Source organism: Microbacterium sp. NPDC058269, assembly GCF_042881445.1.
GTDB lineage: Bacteria > Actinomycetota > Actinomycetes > Actinomycetales > Microbacteriaceae > Microbacterium.
Map to the genome: position 1 here is coordinate 42340 of NZ_JBHVXT010000002.1, position 18370 is coordinate 60709.

Sequence of the window (18370 nt, forward strand, 5' to 3'; positions counted from 1 at the left end):
CGCTCATATGAGGTGACCGCGTACGTCGAGCGAGGTTGGTGGGTGGTTCACGCGGTCGATATCGGTCGTCAGATCCAGGTCGGCAGGCTGGCGGAGGTCGAAGAGGCCGCCCGAGGAATCTACGCTAGTCATCTCGGGCTACCCGTGAGTGAAGTGGGTGTAGAGATCCACGTCTATCGCACGACCCCGGCAGCGGCGACTCGGGCTCGATGGCGAGGCGCAACTAGATGCGTCAAGTATCACCTGAGCCTCAGAAGGGGGCATGTGTATTGAATGGGTGGGAGCAGGCTCGCCACATGAATATTCGTATGCCCTCCCTGACTTGGATCGACGCTCTCAACGCGCAGGGCCGCGCCTGGAACCAGCGAACGCATCGACGCAAGCTGATCATGCGCTTCTATACCGCGACGGAGCATCGAAGTATCGGGGCCTGGGCGAGGCCTGCCGATGTCGGGCGGCCGGAACCGGCCCGGCCATGGACGTGATTGTCATGACGAGGAGCACATGCTATGCCGGATGAGACGGAGCTGTCCCGGTTGCACTCCGCTGCCAAGCTGTTGATCGCCGAGTACCAATCTCGGGCCGCTCAGGAGACTTCAGCAGCGGACAGTCAAGCATGGCAAGAGCGCATCGCAGAGGTCTGGGACATGCTCGCTCTTATCAGTGGTACCCACTTCGAAATCGTCTCCCTGAGACGCCATCTTGAGCGAGAACTTTACATGCTGTTTTGACGCCCTCCTCTCGGAGCATCTGCTTCTCCTTCTATTCTCAGGTCGCTTCTATTCTCAGGTCGACCCCACGACCTCCGCGAACCGGTTGTGAGCCGTGGGACAGAGCTGCGCTACCGGCGGGTAGGGGCGCCGAAATCCACATGCCAGTGGCCAAGGCGCGACTGCATCTGCGCCGGGACGCGCGCATTCGTTAGGTACGGGTCACCAGTGCCGGCATAGATTGCGCGAGCTCACTCTGCCCAGGGAGCGCACCCGTATCTGTGTTGCGCCGCAACGCAGCGATATCCAGGCGTTGCGCGGGCGCGGCCATCGAAGGGGGAGACCGGCGGTCAGGTATCGCACCCGAGGGTTTCCTGAGAAGAATCTTCTTGCACCCGTCCGATTCCCCTCTCACACTCGTGTAAGAGGGGCAGGGGCCGAAGCTTCTGTGCGCCTTCCCCGGCGTAGACGTCTGCGTGAACTCGTTCAGATGTTGAGGAGTGCCAGTTCTGGGGGGAGCTGGCACTTCTCTCCGGTGGAGGTGGGGAATCTGGGGCTGCTGTGGAGCACAGCAACGAAGGGGAAACACGATGGTTACATCGTCATCGATCAACGCGCTGTCCGAGATCGCGGACATCACGCGACCATTCCGCCTCGAGGGGCCCGTCACGCGGCCTGCCGGAGCAGACAGCCATCGCGCGCGAGCCGCGAAGGAGCTGACAGCGCGCGGCTATGCCGATTATTGGCACGGTCTGGGCGAAAAACCGACAGCCCCAGACATTTTTGGTTGTCATGGCAGCCATCTGGGTCGTACATTTAGCACGAGAGTCGCGCACTCTACACGTGTCCATGTTCTGCGCGAGGCCAGACCCTCTGTAAACGTTACCTATTTGTTACCCGGGAAAGCGTCATATTCCAGCATTCTGCTGGTCTCTCGTATGGGGGATCTTGTCGCCGATGGTGGCATCGAAAAAGGGGAGAACGAATGAGTAATCTCAGTGGGCGCGCTCCGTCGCGTGGTACTGCCGGTAGGCACACACGGGCGAGATTCGTCGCAGGCAAGACGCCACGTACTGCCGCAGGACGCTTCGTGCGCGCAGCCGCACTCGGGATCGCAGGCATCCTCGCGAGTTCGAGCCTGATCCTCGGCGCGGCAGCTCCCGCGAGCGCCGCCGACGGTGACTACACGCTCGAGCTCGAGGCTCCGGCATCCGTGCCCGTCGGACAGAACTTCAACTACACCGCGACCCTCGACTTCGAGGGGCCCGCGGCAACGCACAGCGGTATCGTGCTGACGACGACGCTCCCGACCGGTGTGGAGTTCGAGTCGTGCCCGATCGGTGGTTCATCTCCGATCGCCTCGTGCAGCTACGACGCTGCGACGCGCGTGCTCACCATCAGCCTCGCCGACACCGACACCGACCCGCTCAGCGTCGCCTACACGGTGCGCCAGGCTCCGTACAACGATCGGTACGAGGGGGAGGTCTTCGCGGCCTCCATCACCGGAACCGGTGGCCCTTCGGGTGCTGTGACCTCGGACACTGTCGAGACGGTCGTCACCGGCTCGAACGACTACAACTCCGAGAAGAGTTCGCAGGTCATCACCGGTGGAGACAACCGCACGGTCACCTACTTCTTCAATGTCTGGGGGGCTGGGCCGTTCCCCGGTACCTTCGCCTCGCACATGCAGGAACTCACGGACACGTTCCCCGCGGGCGTCGAACTGGTGAGTGCGGACGCCTCCATCGGAGCCTGGGATGTCTCGTCGTTCCCGGACGCCGTATGGACGAACGACGCGCAGTACGCCAGCCTCGAGGCTCTCGACCCCTCGGGATCGGCGATCTCGATCACCGTCCGTTACCCCGAGGATGCGTTCCCCGGACTCGTCAGCCCGCCGGCCAACACGGTCAACCTGCGCACGCAGGACGCCAACGGCGTCTGGCATGATGGCTCCCCGTTCACGACCCAGTCCATCCCCTTCGCCGACGGTGATGGTGCCGGTGTCGCCGCCGACAAGTCCTTCGTTCAAGGATCGGGCACCGCTGGATATGAGGCCCTCCAGGTCCGCGCCAAGGGGTCGTACATCGGTGCGACCGATGATCCGAACCTGGACGAGCTGATCCTCGAAGACTCCGGTGCCACCGGCACCGCTAACGCGAGCTGGTACCAGCACATCGACCTGCAGAACATCCAGGTGGGCTTCAACGGCACTCTGGCTGCCGCGAACCTGCCTTACACCTTCGAATACCAGGTGAACGGTTCGACGACCTGGCAGAGCGTCACCCCGCCGGGTGGCACCGGAACGACGGCGAAGTTCACCACGCACGTCACCGGTTCGCAAGGCTGGGATGCCGGAACCACGCCCGTGAATCTCGCTGCGGGTGAGACGATCAGCGGATGGCGTGTCGTCGTCGCTCCCGGTACCGAGACGGTTCCGGTGAACAGCGAGGTGCAGGTCACCTTCGACGGTCAGCCGGTCTTCCGCACTATCGACGAGGGCATCATCGAGGCTCCGGCCGCCGCAGGCGCACCCGTCGGGCTGATCGAGAACACCCTCACCGTCCGCAACGGTGACGGAACGATGACCGCCGAAGATGCCTATGCCTTCACGCCGACCGACTCGGTCTACCTGACGACCGTCATCAATGGGCCATCGACGCTGAGCGTCGGCGACACGGGCAGCTATCGCGCCTCGATCATCAACCAGAACCCGAGCGAGGTCTACACGGATTCGGTCATGACTGTCGTACTTCCTTGCGGCATCCTCTACGACGGTTCCCAGCCGATCGTGCCCGAGGCGACCCCGCTCGTTGGTGTCCCGTCGCCAGCTCCGGCCATCGGGTCGGGCGTGACGGTCGACACGACCCAGCGCATCGCCGATGCCAACGGCTGCGAGATGCAGGTCATCGAGTTCACGTTCGACGAGGTTCCGCCGATGCGTGCTCCCGGAGTGGCCAACCACCGCTCCGTCGAGAACAACGGCTGGACCTACACGATCCCGGTGGTCGTGCTGGCCGCGGCGTACAACCCCGAGAGCACCACCGTGGTGCCGCAGTCGTGGTCACACACCGACGACCCGCGCTTCCTCAGCGTCGCCGACGGCGGCACAGGGGCGACGACGGTTCCGATGGTCGGGTACAACCCGTACTTCAACACCGACAACTACAACCTCGACCCCGCTCGCGGCTCGATCGGGTACGACCAGACACTCACCACGATCAACACCGCCGGTGGCGTGCTCATCGACAAGCTGTCCTCGGCATCGGCCGATGGTCCGTTCGCTCTGACCAGCCCAGTCGGCGGCGAGGCGTTCTGGCGTATCTTCGTGAGCAACGTGCTGCCGGGAACGGTCTCGGACTCGGTGTTCTTCGACAAGCTGCCGGCCACGGCCGACGGTGACGACTTCGACGTCACCCTCTCGGGCCCGGTCACCGGAATCCCGGCGGGAGCGACGGTCGAGTACTCGACCGACGCGACCTCGGCGACAACGGGCACGTGGAGTGCGGATGCTGCCGGAGCCACCGCTTTCCGGGTGAACGTGCCGACGCTGGCGACGGGAGCGAACTTCACGTTGCTCGTACCGACATCAGTCAACGGCGAGACGGTCGCCGGACAGTCGGCCGACAACACCGTCTCCGCGACCGCCGTCTACAGCGGCAACGCCGTGGCGTTCGAGTCGAACGAAGCCGTGGTGACGGTTGCCGCGGCATCCGCCATCAGCATTGTCAAGACCACGAACGGCATCGACGTTCCGACGTCTGATGACGCACCGGTGGTTCCCACCGGCTCGACCGTGCAATGGAGCTATCTGGTGACCAACACCGGCAACACCACGCTCTCCGACGTCACCGTCGCCGACATCGGCGGCGCGGCAGAAGAAGCCGGCGCAGAGGTCGAGGTCGTCGCTCCCGAGGGCTTCGACGGAATCCTCGCACCCGGAGAGTCCGTGACATTCACGGGCACCGGCACCGCGATTGAGGGACTCTACGAGAACGTCGCGACCGCAACCGGTGCCCCTTCCGACGAAGAAGGAACCCCGTTCCCCGAGACCGACCCCGTCACCGCAATCGACTCGTCGTGGTATACCGGAGGGATCGTGGGTCTGACGATCGTCAAGCAGGTATCGCTGAACAAAGACGGCCCCTGGTCTGAATCGGTCACCGCACCGAGCGGTACGACGATCTACTGGCGCATCGCGGTGACCAACACCGGCGAGGCACCGCTGACCGGCGTCGTCGTCTCCGACCCGCTGGCTCCGTCGCTCGAGCCGCAGACGATCGCCCTCGCCATCGGTGAGACGCGCGTCTTCGTGGTCGAGCACACTCTGACCGAGGCGCTCACCAACGTCGCCACCGCATCGGTCGACATCAACGGTGACACCATCGCCGTTGCCGACGACGCAGCAGCAGCGAGCACGCCGGTTCCGCCGGTAGTCACCAAGCCGAGCACCGGCTTGGCGATCACCGGTGCCGACCCGACACTCATCCTGATCATCGCCTTCTTGCTGGTCGCAGCAGGCGCAGGGATCATCACAATGCGACGTCGCGTTCGTAGAGAGGACTAGCGGTGTAAGCGTCACGGGGGCGGTGGGCTACAGGCCCGCCGCCCCCCGTGACGCGACTAGTCATCACCACTCTGGGGAATTGGGAGGTCTCTAGTGGGCGAGCTGACCGGGGAAGGTGGCATCGCGCAGGGCAACGCACACGCTGAGCAAGACGCTCTCGTCTGCGCTGCTGCGAATGGGGATCGTCGTGCTGCGGGAATGTACTATGCGCAGAACTTGAGCCAGCTCTCCATGATTGCGCGGAAAATCGCAGGAGATTCCTACGATCCCGACGACCTGTTGGGAGAGGCGCTTCTTATTGTGCTCAGTCGATGGGCAGAAGGGAGCGGACCGACCGGAAACGTGAACGCTTACATCGCCAAGGTCATGCGCAACAAACTCCTCGACGAGGTAAAGTCCCCTCGCTCCAAAGTGCGCCACTTCGCTCCCACTGATGACCCGGCCGCTCCCACAGACGATCGCATCCGACGGATCGACCACAGTGCAGAACTTGCATTGGTGCGGCGAGCACTACTGCTTCTCCCTCCAGATCAGCAAGAAGTACTCACAGCCACGGTCATCGAAGGCCGTAAGCCCGGCGAATTGGAGACACAGCTCGCTCGCCCCGTCTCCGCGATCTACGCACTGACCCGGCGCGCGAAAGCGAACCTTCGCCGCACAATGCTCCGCCTCTTGCTCGAGGAAAACGCGCGACAAGACTGCGCTGCCGCAGCCAAACGATTGCCTGAAGTGATCGGTGACAGTCCCGACACCACCCGCGGAGGAGGCTCCGCAGATCATTATCAGTCGTGCCGACGCTGCCGACGTGTGTGGGCACGCTTTGCCGCCCTCGCGACTCTCGGAATCACACCGCTCGTCCTCCTCAGCGACCTGATATCCACACCCCCAGCAAGCGCGGCGGTTGAGAAGCAGGAAATCCATTCAGACTCGTCACGCACACCCGCTTCACAGCCGTTATCGGGGCGCCGTCTCTTCGGACGGCTCACCAACATCGTGGGTCTTGCTGTCGGCAGCGTCGGTATCGTCCTCGCGAGCATTGTCGCGATTGCATTCGTCACCAAGACGTTCTGGTTCGAGGTGGAACCTGTGGCGCAGATCGGCGTTACGACCTCTCTCGAGTCCTCAACCCAAGTCGACTTCAAGCTGGACTTCGAGGTCGCCGATGAGACCTGGCAGACGAAATCCCTGACCATAACCCTCACTGAGAGAGTCGATCGGATACGCCCCCCGGCAGGATGGAGATGCGACATCACCGGCACAGTCGTCACCTGCACAACGGATGCCCTCAATGCTGGCGGCGGTACCTTCTCCGTTGATCACCAACCAGCTGACACACCCCCCCGGTACTGGATCAAACTCACAACAATCACGGACACCGGAGTCGGGGTCATCGGCACAGCCGCCAGCAGAGTCCAACCATGACATTCAGGCAAGTTTCGACGGATGCCGTCCAATTCGCTGGGATAGATCGTTATATATAGACGAGAACGTATAGCCCACTTTTTGACACTCTCCCCAGAGTCAAAAAGGCCCGCCCTTCCCCAGGCGGGCTACCCGGTGTGGGGGCACCCCGCGCCCCCACACCACCTTCCTCGACACTCGGGAGATCCACGGCTTCGACCCGCGCACCGGATACCGCATCCGGAGACGCCCCCTGGGCCAGATGAAGTTGACATAGCCACGCTTCATCGCTTGGCGAGACCCGCAGCGGATCCTGAAGATCCTCGCACTGAACAACCAGGAGCAGCGTTAGGTCATGACCCACGCAATTGTTTACACCGAGTTTGGTTCTCCCGAAGTTCTGCGCCTGATCGAGATCCCTGACGCTGTTGCCGCGATGGGCGAGGTTGTCGTAAAGATCGAAGTCGCCGGCGTCAACCCGTTCGACGCGAAGGTTCGCGGCGGCAAACGTCTCTCCGCACCGATCACAGAGCCGCGGCGCGTCGGCTATGACGGGGCAGGAGTCATCGAGTCGGTTGGCCCTGACGTCGACGACTTCGCCGTCGGTGATCGTGTGGTCATCGGCAACACCGTCGGCACCTATGCAACTCATTTGGCGGTCGCGACGAAGAACCTGACGGAGCTCCCAGATTCGGTGACGATGGCCGAGGGTGCGGCAGTCCCCATGCCCGCCAGCACTGCTTACCAGTGTCTGCGCTCGCTGAACGCAACCGCGGGCGATGTGCTGCTCGTGCATGCCGGTTCCGGTGCAGTTGGGCAAGCGGCGGTTCAGTTCGCCGTTGCCTGGGGGGCGACCGTCATCGCCACCGGTCGCCCTTCACGACACGACCAGCTGCGCAAACTCGGTGCCATTCCTGTGGCGTACGGTGAAGGGCTCCTCGAGCGAGTGCGTGCCGCCGCTCCCCAGGTCACCGCCGCGATGGATTGCGCCGGCACCGACGAGGCCATCGAGGTTTCACTCGCGGTGGTTGCGGATCACAATCGGATCGCGACGATCGTACGAGGGGCGGATGCCGAAAGCTTCGGCATCCGTGCATTCTCGGGCGGTTCCCCCCACCCCTTCACCGAGCAGGAGACCGTGTGGCGCGCCGAGGGCGTGCCGATGGCAATCGAGCTGCTCGCGAGCGGCGACTTCGTTGTCGAGCTAGGGCCGGAACTCCCCCTCGCCAGTGCTGCCGAGGCGCACGAACTGATGGAATCCGGCAAGGTCGCCGGAAAGATTCTACTCGTTCCCTAGTCGTGTTCCGCCAGTAGGGGGATAGGTATCGAGGTGCCTCAGAAGCGGCTGAGCACCGGTGATATCGACGCTGGCACCGGCCAAAGACGCGGCTCAAATAATCAGCCCAACCGAGGTGAATGCCGTGGCGGTCGAGGCGGCGACCCGATCTACTGCTCGTATGCGTCGGAAGTCAAAGTCACGGTGACCATGAGACCGCCTGTTGTCGGGGCAGCAAGGGTGATCGTGCCGTAATGTGCTTCGACGATCGAGCGCGCGATCGAGAGGCCGAGGCCGACTCCGTGCGTGCCGGCGATGCGCTCCGACCCGAGCCGATGGAACGGCTCGAAGAGGCTCGCGAGTTCGTAGTTCGCGATGACGGCGCCGGTGTTCGAGACCGTGAGGTACACCGTGTTCCCGGCTCGGACGCCGGTTTCGAGGGTAACTCGGCCACCCTCGGTGAGGTTGTACTGCAGCGCATTATCGAGGAGGTTTCGCACGAGCTGCTCGAGCAGCACCGGGTCGCCCGACGTCGGCGCGTCGGCGGACACCACTTCGATCGTCGGCGAGGAGTCGACCCCGGCGTCCGAATCGCGCTGCTGGTCGACGACGTGCTCGACCACGTCCGCAAGATCGACGAAGCGGCGTTCGCTTAGTTCGCGCTCCGACTGGGAGAGAAGGAGGAGCCCGTTGATCAGGCGTTCATGCCGGGCATTGATGTCAAGCAGGGTTTCACCGAGCAGTCGCAGATCGGGCGAGGCATCCGCTCGGTGCGTGGACACCTCGATGAGTGCGCGGTTGAGGGTGAGTGGGGTTCGTAGCTCATGCGAGGCGTTCGCGATGAAGCGGCGCTGAATGTCGAAGCCTGAATCGAGGCGGGCGAGCATGCTGTCGAAAGTGTCGGCGAGTTCGGTGACCTCGTCACGGGGCCCGTTCAGGCCGATGCGTTCGTGCATGCGAGGATCGGCATCGGGTGATTCCGCGATGCGGCGTGCGGTCTCGGTGATCGTGCTAATGGGCCGCAGTATCCTGCCGGCAATGAGCCAGCCGATCCAGGCAGCGAGGCCGCCGACCAGGAGGACCGCGATCATGCCCTGGGTAATGATGGCGGCGAGGGCCTCCTCGCGGAGCTCCTCGATCCGGAACACTAACTGCTGCTCTGCGATCGGCCACAGCGCGTACGGGTCGGTCGGTGCAACACTCGGTCCCGAAGTCGGGACCGGAAGCGTGAGCGGACCGGAGGAGAGGGCTGTAATCGGGTTGGCGTTCAGTTGCTGACGGACGAGAACCCACGTGATGGCGAGGGCGACAGCACCGGCGACCAGGAACAGTGCGCCGTACACGAGCGTGAGTCGAGCACGAAGGGGGATGCGGAAGCGTCTCATCGGATGCGATAGCCGACGCCGGGCTCGGTCTCGATGATCGGTGGATCGCCGAGCTTGCGTCGTAATCTCAGGATCGTGATGCGCACCACTCCCGTGAACGGGTCGATGTGCTCGTCCCACGCTTTCTCGAGCAGCTGCTCGGCGGAGACATACGCGCCGGACGCGAGCACGAGTTCGACGAGCACCGCGAACTCTCTTTTCGAGAGTGGAACGTACCTGCCGTCGCGTGCCACTTCGCGGTGATGCGTGTTGACGCGGATGCCTGATCGCTCCAGCACCGGAGGGGCGGCTGAGCGGGAGCGGCGTCCGAGGGCGGCGGCACGGGCGCCGAGCTCGGCGAATGCGAACGGCTTGGCGAGGTAGTCGTCGGCGCCGAGGGTTAACCCGGCGACTCGATCGTCGAGGCCGCTGGCCGCCGTCAGCATCAGTACTCGGGGCGAGGTGGCAGTTGATGTGATCTGGCGGCATACCTCGTCACCGTGCACCACAGGGAGGTCGCGGTCGAGCACCACGAGGTCGTAGTCGTTGACGGCGACGCGCGCCAATGCGGACGCCCCGTCGGCGACGACGTCTACGGCGTGAGCGGCTTCGCGCAGCCACCGGGCGACGGCGTCGGCCAGGAGGGGCTCGTCTTCAACGACCAGGATCCGCATACGACCATCATCTCTTATGCGCGTTACCGGAGCGTTAGCGAAATTGGTAACGCCGTGGTAACGCGGCGTCTGTTGACATCGAAGGGTCGGTGGACGCAGCTTCAGGCTCCGACGCCGACCAGATTGACTCGACCGTCGGGTCACCGACGCAAACAGAGGAGCTACCCGTGAACCGTGGAGGAAAGTTCTTGAGCGGCGGATTTGCCGCGCTCGCCTTGGCCGGTGCGCTCGCATTGAGTGGATGCGCGCAGTCGGCTGGAAGCGATGTCGCTTCACTCGAAAGTGGTTCGAAGTCCACCACGCCCGACGGCTCGGGGGCTGGCGACAAGTCGGATCCGCTAGGGGCCGATCCCGTGAAGTTCGCGGGGTGTATGCGCGAGAACGGCATCGACATGCCCGATCCGGACCCGAACGCTCCAAGCTTCCAGATCCCCAGCGCTGAGAAGGCAACGCTCGACAAGGCGATAAAGGCGTGCCAGAAGTTCCTCGGCACGTCGGAAGGAGGAGATCCAACTGTCCAGATGGGGGGGCAGATCGAGTTCTCGAAGTGCATGAGAGAAAATGGAGTGCCTGGCTTCCCTGACCCCGATGCCGAAGGCCAGGTCATGCTCCCCGGTGATGTCGATCCTGAGAGCTCCGAGTTCCAGAAGGCAATGGACACGTGCGAGGACGCGCTGCAGGGTGCGAAGTGAGCCGGAAATGGCTGATCGCTGCTGGCGCGGTCGTGGTCGCCGGTGTCGTCTTGGCTGCTGTCGCGGCTCAGGGGTTCGGATTTAGCGACAACCAGGCGACCGAGGCTGCTAAGAAGCCTGACTTGGCTGAGGTGATGAAACAGACTCTGGTCGCGACGACTGAGAAGTTCGGCACGTTGTCGTATGCCTCGGAGTCGACGCTCCGCGGTACCGCAGGTACAGTGACCTGGCTGCCTGAGCTCGGAACGACGATCGAGCGCGGCGGCGTGCTACTAAAGGTCGACCAGGTGCCGAAGGTACTGATTTACGGTGGTGTTCCCGCGTACCGAACGCTCAACGAAGGTACTGAGGGTGACGACGTGCGACAGCTCGAGGAGAACCTCGCCGCGCTCGGCTACACGGGCTTCGATGTCGACCGTGAGTACACGGCTGCGACTGAGGACGCGGTCGAGCAGTGGCAGAAGGATCTCGGGACCGAGAAGACCGGTGTGATCACTCCTGACTTCGTGCACTACGCAGCGGGCCCGGTGCAAGTCACCGGACGCACGTCGGAACTCGGAGACCCGGCAAATGGTGACCTGATCACGGTGTCGAGTCGTGAGCGTACGGCCGTCGTCGACCTCGATACGACCGAGGCGTCATTCGCCGTCGTTGGCGCCCCGGTGACCGTGACATTGCCTGACGGAACGTCTGTTCCTGGCAAGGTCGCATCGGCTGAGAGCGCCGTCACGGATGACGCCGGTGCCGGGCCGGGCGAGCCGCAAAAGAAGACATCGCTCAGCGTGACGGTCAAGCCGGATGATCCGGCCGCAATCACGGCCGCAGGGGCATCGACAGTGAAGGTCGCCTTCACCTCAGACCGCCGCGAGGACGTGCTCACCGTGCCTGTCAATGCTCTGCTCGCACTCGGTGAGGGTGGCTACGCGGTCGAGATGGCCGGCACCAAATCGCAGAAGGGCAAGCTCGTCGGTGTCGAGACTGGACTCTTCGCGAACGGGTTCGTCGAGGTGAGCGGCGACGGCATCACCGAAGGTATGGAAGTCGTGGTGCCCGCATCATGAGCGACATCATCGACCTGCAGAACGTGCGTAAGGAGTACGGTAGCGTCGCCGCATTGCGGGGCGTAAGCCTGCGCGTGGGCCGGGGCGAGTTCGTCGCGATCGTCGGCCCCTCGGGCTCCGGTAAATCGACGCTTCTGCAGCTCATGGGAACGCTCGACCGGCCGACCTCCGGCACCGTGCGAATCGACGGGCACGACGTCGCCTCGCTCAGCGACGCGCAGTTGTCGGCGCTTCGCGCACAACGCATCGGCTTCGTGTTCCAGCAGTTCCACCTCGCGGCCGGCGTCAGCGCGGTCGACAATGTTGCCGACGGCATGCTCTATCAGGGCATCGCACCTGCGAAGCGACGCGAACTCGCGGTGGCGTCGCTCGAACGTGTCGGACTGGGCCACCGCATGGAACACCGACCGAACCAGCTCTCGGGCGGCGAGCGACAGCGCGTGGCGGTGGCCCGCGCGACGGCCGGCTCACCGTCTATCCTCTTCGCGGACGAGCCGACCGGAAACCTCGACTCAGTGGCGGGTGCTGACGTGATGACATTGCTGGGCGAGTTGAACCGCGACGGCACGACGGTGCTTCTGATCACTCACGACAGGGATGTCGCGGCAAACGCGCCGCGGAACTTCCACATCCGTGATGGCGCGATCACGCTCGACAGCTCGACCGGGCAGGGAACCAGTATAGGAGGGATGGCGTGATGAAACAGCGTGGAGCTCGGCGCGACACCGCAACGGACGCTGAACAACAGGACCGGCTCGCCGCACTTAAACCGGCTCGCATGGGCACCGGCGATGTCGTCAGGCTCGGCAGCGTCGGGCTCCGCTCCCGCCCGATGCGCGCGGTGCTCTCGGCGCTCGGAATCGCGCTCGGAATCGCCGCGATGGTCGCCGTCGTCGGCATCTCGACGTCGGGACAGGCGCAGTTCCAGCAGGCCCTCGACCGGCTCGGTACCAACCTGCTCACGGTCAGCACCGGTCAGAGCCTCACAGGCGACTCAGTGCCGCTGCCGAAAGATGCGCCCGGCATGATCGAGCGCATCCGTCCGGTCACGGGGGTCACCGCCCTCGGCGCCACGAAGGCGAAAGTCTACCGGAGCGACCTCATCCCGGCGGAGGAGTCGGGTGGAATCGCCACGTACGCCGCGGACCTCGATCTGCTGCAGACGCTCGGGGTGACGATCGCCGACGGGGCATGGTTGAACGCGGCGACGGCCCAGTACCCGGCTGTCGTGCTCGGCAGCACAGCCGCGGCGCAGCTCGGCATCGATCACGCTGGCCCCGTCGTGCAGGTCCGGGTCGGCGGCGCACTGTACACCGTTGTCGGGATCCTGGATCCCGCGGTGCTCGCCCCCAAACTCGACCTGGCCGCCCTGATCGGGTGGACCGCAGCAAAGGCGATTGCCGGCTTCGACGGGAACCCGACCGAGATCTTCGCTCGCACGGACCCCGACCAGGTCACGGCGGTGCGCGACGTACTCGCCGCGACCGCGAACCCGGCAGCACCGAACGAGGTCGATGTCTCACGCCCCTCCGACGCACTCGAAGCGGCCGCCGCAGCCGACCAGGCGTTCACCGGGCTGCTGCTCGGCGTCGGTGCAGTGGCGTTGCTCGTCGGCGGCGTCGGCGTCGCCAACACCATGGTGATCTCGGTACTCGAACGACGCGGCGAGGTGGGCTTGCGCCGCTCGCTCGGCGCGACCCGCGGCAACATACGTCTGCAGTTCTTCAGCGAATCCCTGCTGCTCGCGTTCTTCGGCGGTCTCGCAGGCGTGGTGCTCGGAGTGATCGCAACAACCCTCTACGCGGCCTCGCAGGGATGGCCGACCGTAGTGCCCGCGTGGGCTTCCCTCGGCGGCATGATCGCGACCGTACTGGTTGGTGGCATGGCCGGGCTCTACCCCGCCATTCGTGCGGCCCGCTTGGCACCGACTGAAGCGCTTTCCGCGCCGTGATGAATGGCGAACCCGTGGGATTCCGGACCACTGCGCCAGGCCGCCGCCGAACAGCTGTCGAACTCGATCGGCGCGTACTCCGACACGCTCACCGCACCGTCGGCCGAGCGGCTGAACAACCTCCTGGAGCGAGAGGTACCTGACGAGCGCCGAGGGACCCGCGCCGTCGCCGAGCGCGTCTCGCGAGACACCGACAGGGAGGCGCTGCGTGCCCGCGTCGACGCCGCGAAGCAACACGCGGCGACACAGCCGACGGAAGCCAGGCTGACTGTGGAGTGCAGCGGTGAATGGCGGTGTTCTGTGATTACTACGTGTCGTCAGGCGCCAATGACGAGGACGCTTGAGATGGCATCGTTGATATGGCCATCTGGTTGTCTCGCGGTTACAGGGGGCCCGATGTTGACTGCCTGTATGCGTTGATTTTGTGTTCGAGGGCGGCGAGGACCGGGGGTCAACCGGGCGCGATGCGGTCGAGCAGGCGTTGCATATCGAGCGGATAGTCATTCTCTTCCATCGTTCTGCTCACTCACCCTTCGATCGCGTGTCCGCGACCAGCTGTCCCGCATGCTCCTCGGCCTGAAAACCCAAACAAGACGAGTCAACCGAACCGTCGGCAGTCTCGCGTGAGCGGCCTCTGTGCTGACTATCTCGAGCTCGAAGGAGCACGCGACGCGATGACGATTCACGTCACGCTCCCGCCCGCCAGCCCAAGGACGCGGCCCCACCGTCATTCCGGCCCCGCATTCGGCTATGTGCTCGAAGGCGAGCTTCTATTCGAGCTCGAGGGGAAGCCCCGCGCGTCGTGAAGGCTGGGGAGTTCTGGGAGCCGGGTGGGGACGTTATCCACTACCAGGATGCGAACAACCTCGTCGACGAACCCACAACATTTGTGGTCACCATGCTGTGCGTGCCAGGTTAGCCGATGCTCACCCTCGTTTCCGAGGAGGAGCTGAGCAGCCGAAGCGACCGGCGGGTGTCGCAGGCGTCCTGACCTCCGACCACAACGCGGCCGTTCCCAGATCCTGCGTTGACGCGCCGCTCCGTCATTTGTGACGGGGCGGCACCCTACCTTCGGGAGTCTGCCAGACGGGCGATGAACCCGCTCTGCCGTTACGGCTGCGCCTCAGAGGCGTGACCCGGGCAGAGCGTCGAGACCCACATCCGGATCACATACTGCCTGGCCGACGCCCCACATATTTCGCACGTCTCGATGCTTTCCCACTCAGCCTCACGAACAGCGTCCGTGAACGCCGAGTCAAAGTGCGACGGGTCATCGGACGGGCCGGCGTAGAAGCTCAACGCGCCGAACTTTGACTTCACTTGCTGTACTACGTAGTTCGGTGAAATTGTGCCCAGCTTTGCATCGAGCCTCGCAAGTAGGGGGTACCAGCCGACTCCGACCTCCAGCAGCTCGGGCCAGCCGGGAGCGAATCGCTTCAGGAGGCTGCGGAGTTCCGGTGGATAGTCCTCGGTCATGTCACCTCCCGTTCCGTGACAAGGGCGTTGCGAGCGAAGTCAGAGATCGTGTCACACGCGGTTTCGCGCTGTTGACGCACGGCTTCGCGGGCCTGCTGACGACGCCTCGACCGCTCGCGAAACTCGCGTCCTACGCGCAGGCTGCGCATAACGCCGTTGTCGAAGCTGATCATGCCTCGACGGCGCCATTCGATTGCCGAATGACCGCGGAACCCTGCAACAGCGCGACGCCGATGGACGAAGTCTAGGTTTCGTGGCAGGGGGCCGGGGAGCCCGTCGGTGTCCGGCAGGAGATATTTGAACAGCTCAGCGAATGTGGGGCCTGCTGCGGTGCGGTGGCGAGTCTGCGCGATGAAGATGGCCGCGGCCAGCGCCCACTGCTCTGCCGTGTCGTCACCGGTGAAGTCCTCGAACATGAGGAGCCACTCAGCTGGCGGCGGCGAGTCAATTTCCTGCCACCAGATCGGGTACGACTCAGGCATCTCAACCATCACAATCGCGGTCGCTTGCACGGGCCTTCCCGCGACGCGACCGCCAGTCATCGGGATGGGCAGCACACGTGCAGAGGAGAGCGGAGCGATCCGACAAGGACGAGATTGTTTCGTATGGCCTTCCGAATTATGCCATACCAATTAGGCCATACGAGGACTGGCCCGTCGCAACGCTTGGTAGGTGCCTCGACGGAACGATGAGATTGAAGCGGAGTGGAGCGTGTATTCCCAGCGCTTCGCGACCTCGCTTCGTTCCGCGCGGGCGCGCGCTGGGCTGAGTCAGGAGGAAGTAGCTTACCGATCTGGTCTCACTCGGTACACCTATCAGAAGTATGAGAAGGGTGAGTCCCGCCCGGGGCATCCGGCCAATCCCACATTGCGCACCGTTCTCGCACTCTCGCAGGTGCTTGAAACGCCACTGGCTGATTTGGTCCCTGGTGACGCCCCCGATCTTCGGAGCCGGTGAAGCCGCGTCAGGATAATTGGGGGACCGGTTGATCGAGGTGGCCTCACGTCAGCGATGCCAGCCTGACCCGGTGCCCGAGATAGCGGGCCCGGGTGAAGAGAATCAACGGATGCCCGCGAAGAACCCGCGGTGACGCGGGTTCTTCAGCTTCGGTCGGAGTCGGCTTTTCGTCGCCGCTCTCGATAGCAGACGGGGCATCCCGAGCCGCTACTGCGCTGGGCGATAATCGACGACCATGTGTGGCCGTTGCTGCACTTCCAGGCGGCGGTGCGGTTTGAGAAGCGTGTCACCTGCTGTGGGGAGAGAGAGTTGCTCGCGTCCCACTCGGCAGCGAGGTCTGGCTGGAGAGTGGCGAGATCGGTCTCGCCGGGTATAGGTCGTTGACCGGCGCAGTAGGGGCAGCCGCTGCCCTTCGAGCGATTGCTGACTGTGGCGTGCCACACGTGGTCGGTGCTGCATCGCCAAGCCATGTTTCGGTTGGACGAGACGGTGACCTGCGCTGGGGATAGCTCATTTGCAATATCCCACTCGGCCGCAAGCTCCGGTCGCAGCGTGCTCAGGTCCGTCTCGCCGGGAATTGCCCGGTGCCCACTGCAGTATGGACAGCCATGCCCGCCGCTGCTGCGGGACACGACTTCTGCTCGCCAGGTGTGACCCTTGAGACAAATCCAACTCGCCCGATATTGAGATCCGCTGGTGACCTCGGTGGGTTTCCGATCGTTGACACCGTGTGCAGTGTGCCACTGACTTGCGAGTTTCGGGTGAACCGTCGCGAGGTCGTTGAAACCTTGCAGCACAGCGCAGTTCGCGCAGAACGGGCACCCTGAAGCGTCGCGGACGCGACTGTAGACGCGAGCGCGCCAAACATGTCCACCGTCGCACATCCAAGAAGCGCTGTAGGCGGAGCCTGCAGTTACCTCTGTGGGTTTCTTGTCGTTGCTGGCGTCCCATTCGAGGGTCATCTGAGGGTGAGTCGTGGCGATGTCATTGAAGCCGACCAGGACGGATCGGTTCGAACAGTAGGGGCAGCCCGTGCCGTCCTTGCGGGTTCGATCATGAATGCCCGCGCGCCAACTATGCCCGCATGAACTTGTCCACCATGCTTTTTTGCTTGAACCCGGTTTTACCATCGAGGGCGTCAGGCCGGCGTTTCGCGTAGGATCCCAGTCTTTCGCGATGTCGGGGCGAAGTGTAGCTAGGTCAGTCTCCCCAGGGATGGGGCGCGTCCCGACGCAGTATGGGCATCGGTGATCCAACAATGTTCTGTTGCGGATCGTAGCGTTCCAACCGTGTCCGCGGCGACACCGCCAATGGACGCGGCGGGTGGATCTCGGGCCGACGTGATCTGGATCCCCGACGTTGTGCCCCGGGGCTGTGTCCCACTCCGCGGCGACATCAGGTCGAACAGTTCGCAAGTCGGTGTGTCCAGGCCACACCATCTGGCCGGCGCAGTAAGGGCATCGAGTAACGGCGTAGCCGCGTGTGAAAGGACTCGCCTCCCATGAGTGCCCTTGGTCGCAGACCCACCATGCATCTTTCGTGACCCCGTCCGAGTCCCAAGGATCGCGGGTAGAGCTGTTGCGGCGCCAGTCCCATTCGGCGACGGCCTTGGGGTTGCTTTGAACCCATTTTGGGTAGGGGGCAGTGACGTCGATGATTGCAGCAGCGTCGACGAGGTCCAACGGTGAGCATAGAGGGTCGAAGCGCGTCTTGACGGTTCTGCGACGCAACGGACGTAGCCAGAGCACTACGCGTTCGACGAGCACATTGGTAGCGCCGTATGCGGTCCCTATTGTCGCTGCAATGTCGCTACGAAGGGATGTCGACGACAGGGTGCCCCATCGCTTCAGGTTGTCGCCGTCGGACAGAGCCGCGAGCACGGACACGATCTCGGGGAAGAGGGAGGCGCGGGCCTCGTTGCCATATGGGGTCCCGTCTGCGATGTTCTTCCAACTGTCGGCTCGGGTGAGGCGAGCGTTGTCGCGCACCATCTCCCATGCGCGGGTGTGAAGTCGAACGTCGATGCGTCCGGCGGCGACCATTTGCCTGAACCTGCGCTCTGCTCTCGCCTGTGCGCTAATGAACTGGACGATCGGCTGCGACTCTCGCGTCGTGCCAGGCCCCGCCCACACAAGCTGACCGGGGTGGCGGAGACACCAGTTTTCGCGGTCGTGCGGGATTTGCTCTACGTGGTCGCCGCCGGCACACAGTCGGCACAGCCATCGAGCCGGGTAGTCGAGTGTC

Annotated in this window: 16 protein-coding genes; 11 read left to right on the forward strand and 5 right to left on the reverse strand. The window is 64.1% G+C overall.

What is annotated here, in order from left to right; genetic code table 11:
• Window positions 1–509 precede the first annotated feature (509 nt).
• The 5 genes from ACFVWL_RS08435 (at window position 510) to ACFVWL_RS08455 (ending at window position 7972) form a co-directional block, all read left to right on the forward strand.
• Entirely contained in the window at window positions 510–731 is a 222-nt protein-coding gene (locus ACFVWL_RS08435; RefSeq protein ID WP_387181054.1) for a hypothetical protein, read from the forward strand.
• Window positions 732–1300: 569 nt separating this feature from the next.
• On the forward strand, window positions 1301–1699 hold the full coding sequence (locus ACFVWL_RS08440; RefSeq protein ID WP_387181057.1) for a hypothetical protein: 399 nt from the start codon (window positions 1301–1303) through the stop codon (window positions 1697–1699).
• 101 nt (window positions 1700–1800) lie between these two features.
• A complete protein-coding gene (locus tag ACFVWL_RS08445) occupies window positions 1801–5274 on the forward strand; it encodes a hypothetical protein (protein ID WP_387181059.1) in 3474 nt (1157 codons plus the stop codon).
• A 93-nt stretch (window positions 5275–5367) separates the two neighbouring features.
• Window positions 5368–6696 carry an RNA polymerase sigma factor gene (locus ACFVWL_RS08450; RefSeq protein ID WP_387181062.1) on the forward strand — a complete coding sequence of 443 codons (1329 nt, stop codon included), beginning with the start codon at window positions 5368–5370 and terminating at the stop codon, window positions 6694–6696.
• Between the two features lie 334 nt (window positions 6697–7030).
• Entirely contained in the window at window positions 7031–7972 is a 942-nt protein-coding gene (locus ACFVWL_RS08455) for a zinc-binding alcohol dehydrogenase family protein (protein WP_387181064.1), read from the forward strand.
• Window positions 7973–8121: 149 nt separating this feature from the next.
• Here the strand turns inward: ACFVWL_RS08455 and ACFVWL_RS08460 are convergent, their stop codons facing one another.
• Window positions 8122–9294 carry a sensor histidine kinase gene (locus tag ACFVWL_RS08460; protein ID WP_387181066.1) on the reverse strand — a complete coding sequence of 391 codons (1173 nt, stop codon included), beginning with the start codon at window positions 9292–9294 and terminating at the stop codon, window positions 8122–8124.
• Between the two features lie 38 nt (window positions 9295–9332).
• Complete coding sequence (locus ACFVWL_RS08465) at window positions 9333–9989, reverse strand: response regulator transcription factor (RefSeq protein ID WP_387181068.1); 657 nt, start codon at window positions 9987–9989, stop codon at window positions 9333–9335.
• Between the two features lie 167 nt (window positions 9990–10156).
• Between ACFVWL_RS08465 and ACFVWL_RS08470 the strand changes: the two genes are divergently transcribed.
• From ACFVWL_RS08470 to ACFVWL_RS08490, 5 genes are all read left to right on the forward strand, one after another.
• The gene (locus tag ACFVWL_RS08470) at window positions 10157–10681 is read left to right on the forward strand and encodes a hypothetical protein (protein ID WP_387181071.1); all 525 of its coding nucleotides are present in this window, start codon (window positions 10157–10159) and stop codon (window positions 10679–10681) included.
• A complete protein-coding gene (locus tag ACFVWL_RS08475) occupies window positions 10678–11742 on the forward strand; it encodes a peptidoglycan-binding protein (RefSeq protein WP_387181073.1) in 1065 nt (354 codons plus the stop codon). The genes ACFVWL_RS08470 and ACFVWL_RS08475 overlap by 4 nt, the downstream gene beginning before the upstream one ends.
• A complete protein-coding gene (locus ACFVWL_RS08480) occupies window positions 11739–12440 on the forward strand; it encodes an ABC transporter ATP-binding protein (RefSeq protein WP_387181076.1) in 702 nt (233 codons plus the stop codon). Before ACFVWL_RS08475 ends, ACFVWL_RS08480 begins: the two co-directional genes overlap by 4 nt.
• Before the next feature lie 80 nt (window positions 12441–12520).
• Window positions 12521–13693 carry an ABC transporter permease gene (locus ACFVWL_RS08485; RefSeq protein WP_387181078.1) on the forward strand — a complete coding sequence of 391 codons (1173 nt, stop codon included), beginning with the start codon at window positions 12521–12523 and terminating at the stop codon, window positions 13691–13693.
• 674 nt (window positions 13694–14367) lie between these two features.
• Window positions 14368–14499: a cupin domain-containing protein gene (locus tag ACFVWL_RS08490; protein ID WP_387181081.1), complete on the forward strand. Its 132-nt coding sequence runs from the start codon at window positions 14368–14370 to the stop codon at window positions 14497–14499.
• 304 nt (window positions 14500–14803) lie between these two features.
• On the opposite strand, the gene ACFVWL_RS08495 is transcribed toward ACFVWL_RS08490, so the two are convergent.
• Window positions 14804–15169, reverse strand: coding sequence for a hypothetical protein (locus ACFVWL_RS08495; RefSeq protein ID WP_387181084.1), 366 nt, complete (start codon window positions 15167–15169; stop codon window positions 14804–14806).
• The gene (locus ACFVWL_RS08500; RefSeq protein ID WP_387181087.1) at window positions 15166–15651 is read right to left on the reverse strand and encodes a hypothetical protein; all 486 of its coding nucleotides are present in this window, start codon (window positions 15649–15651) and stop codon (window positions 15166–15168) included. The genes ACFVWL_RS08495 and ACFVWL_RS08500 overlap by 4 nt, the downstream gene beginning before the upstream one ends.
• A 229-nt stretch (window positions 15652–15880) precedes the next feature.
• Between ACFVWL_RS08500 and ACFVWL_RS08505 the strand changes: the two genes are divergently transcribed.
• On the forward strand, window positions 15881–16126 hold the full coding sequence (locus ACFVWL_RS08505; protein ID WP_387183578.1) for a helix-turn-helix transcriptional regulator: 246 nt from the start codon (window positions 15881–15883) through the stop codon (window positions 16124–16126).
• A 143-nt stretch (window positions 16127–16269) separates the two neighbouring features.
• On the opposite strand, the gene ACFVWL_RS08510 is transcribed toward ACFVWL_RS08505, so the two are convergent.
• Window positions 16270–18168: a zinc-ribbon domain-containing protein gene (locus tag ACFVWL_RS08510; protein ID WP_387181090.1), complete on the reverse strand. Its 1899-nt coding sequence runs from the start codon at window positions 18166–18168 to the stop codon at window positions 16270–16272.
• Window positions 18169–18370 lie beyond the last annotated feature (202 nt).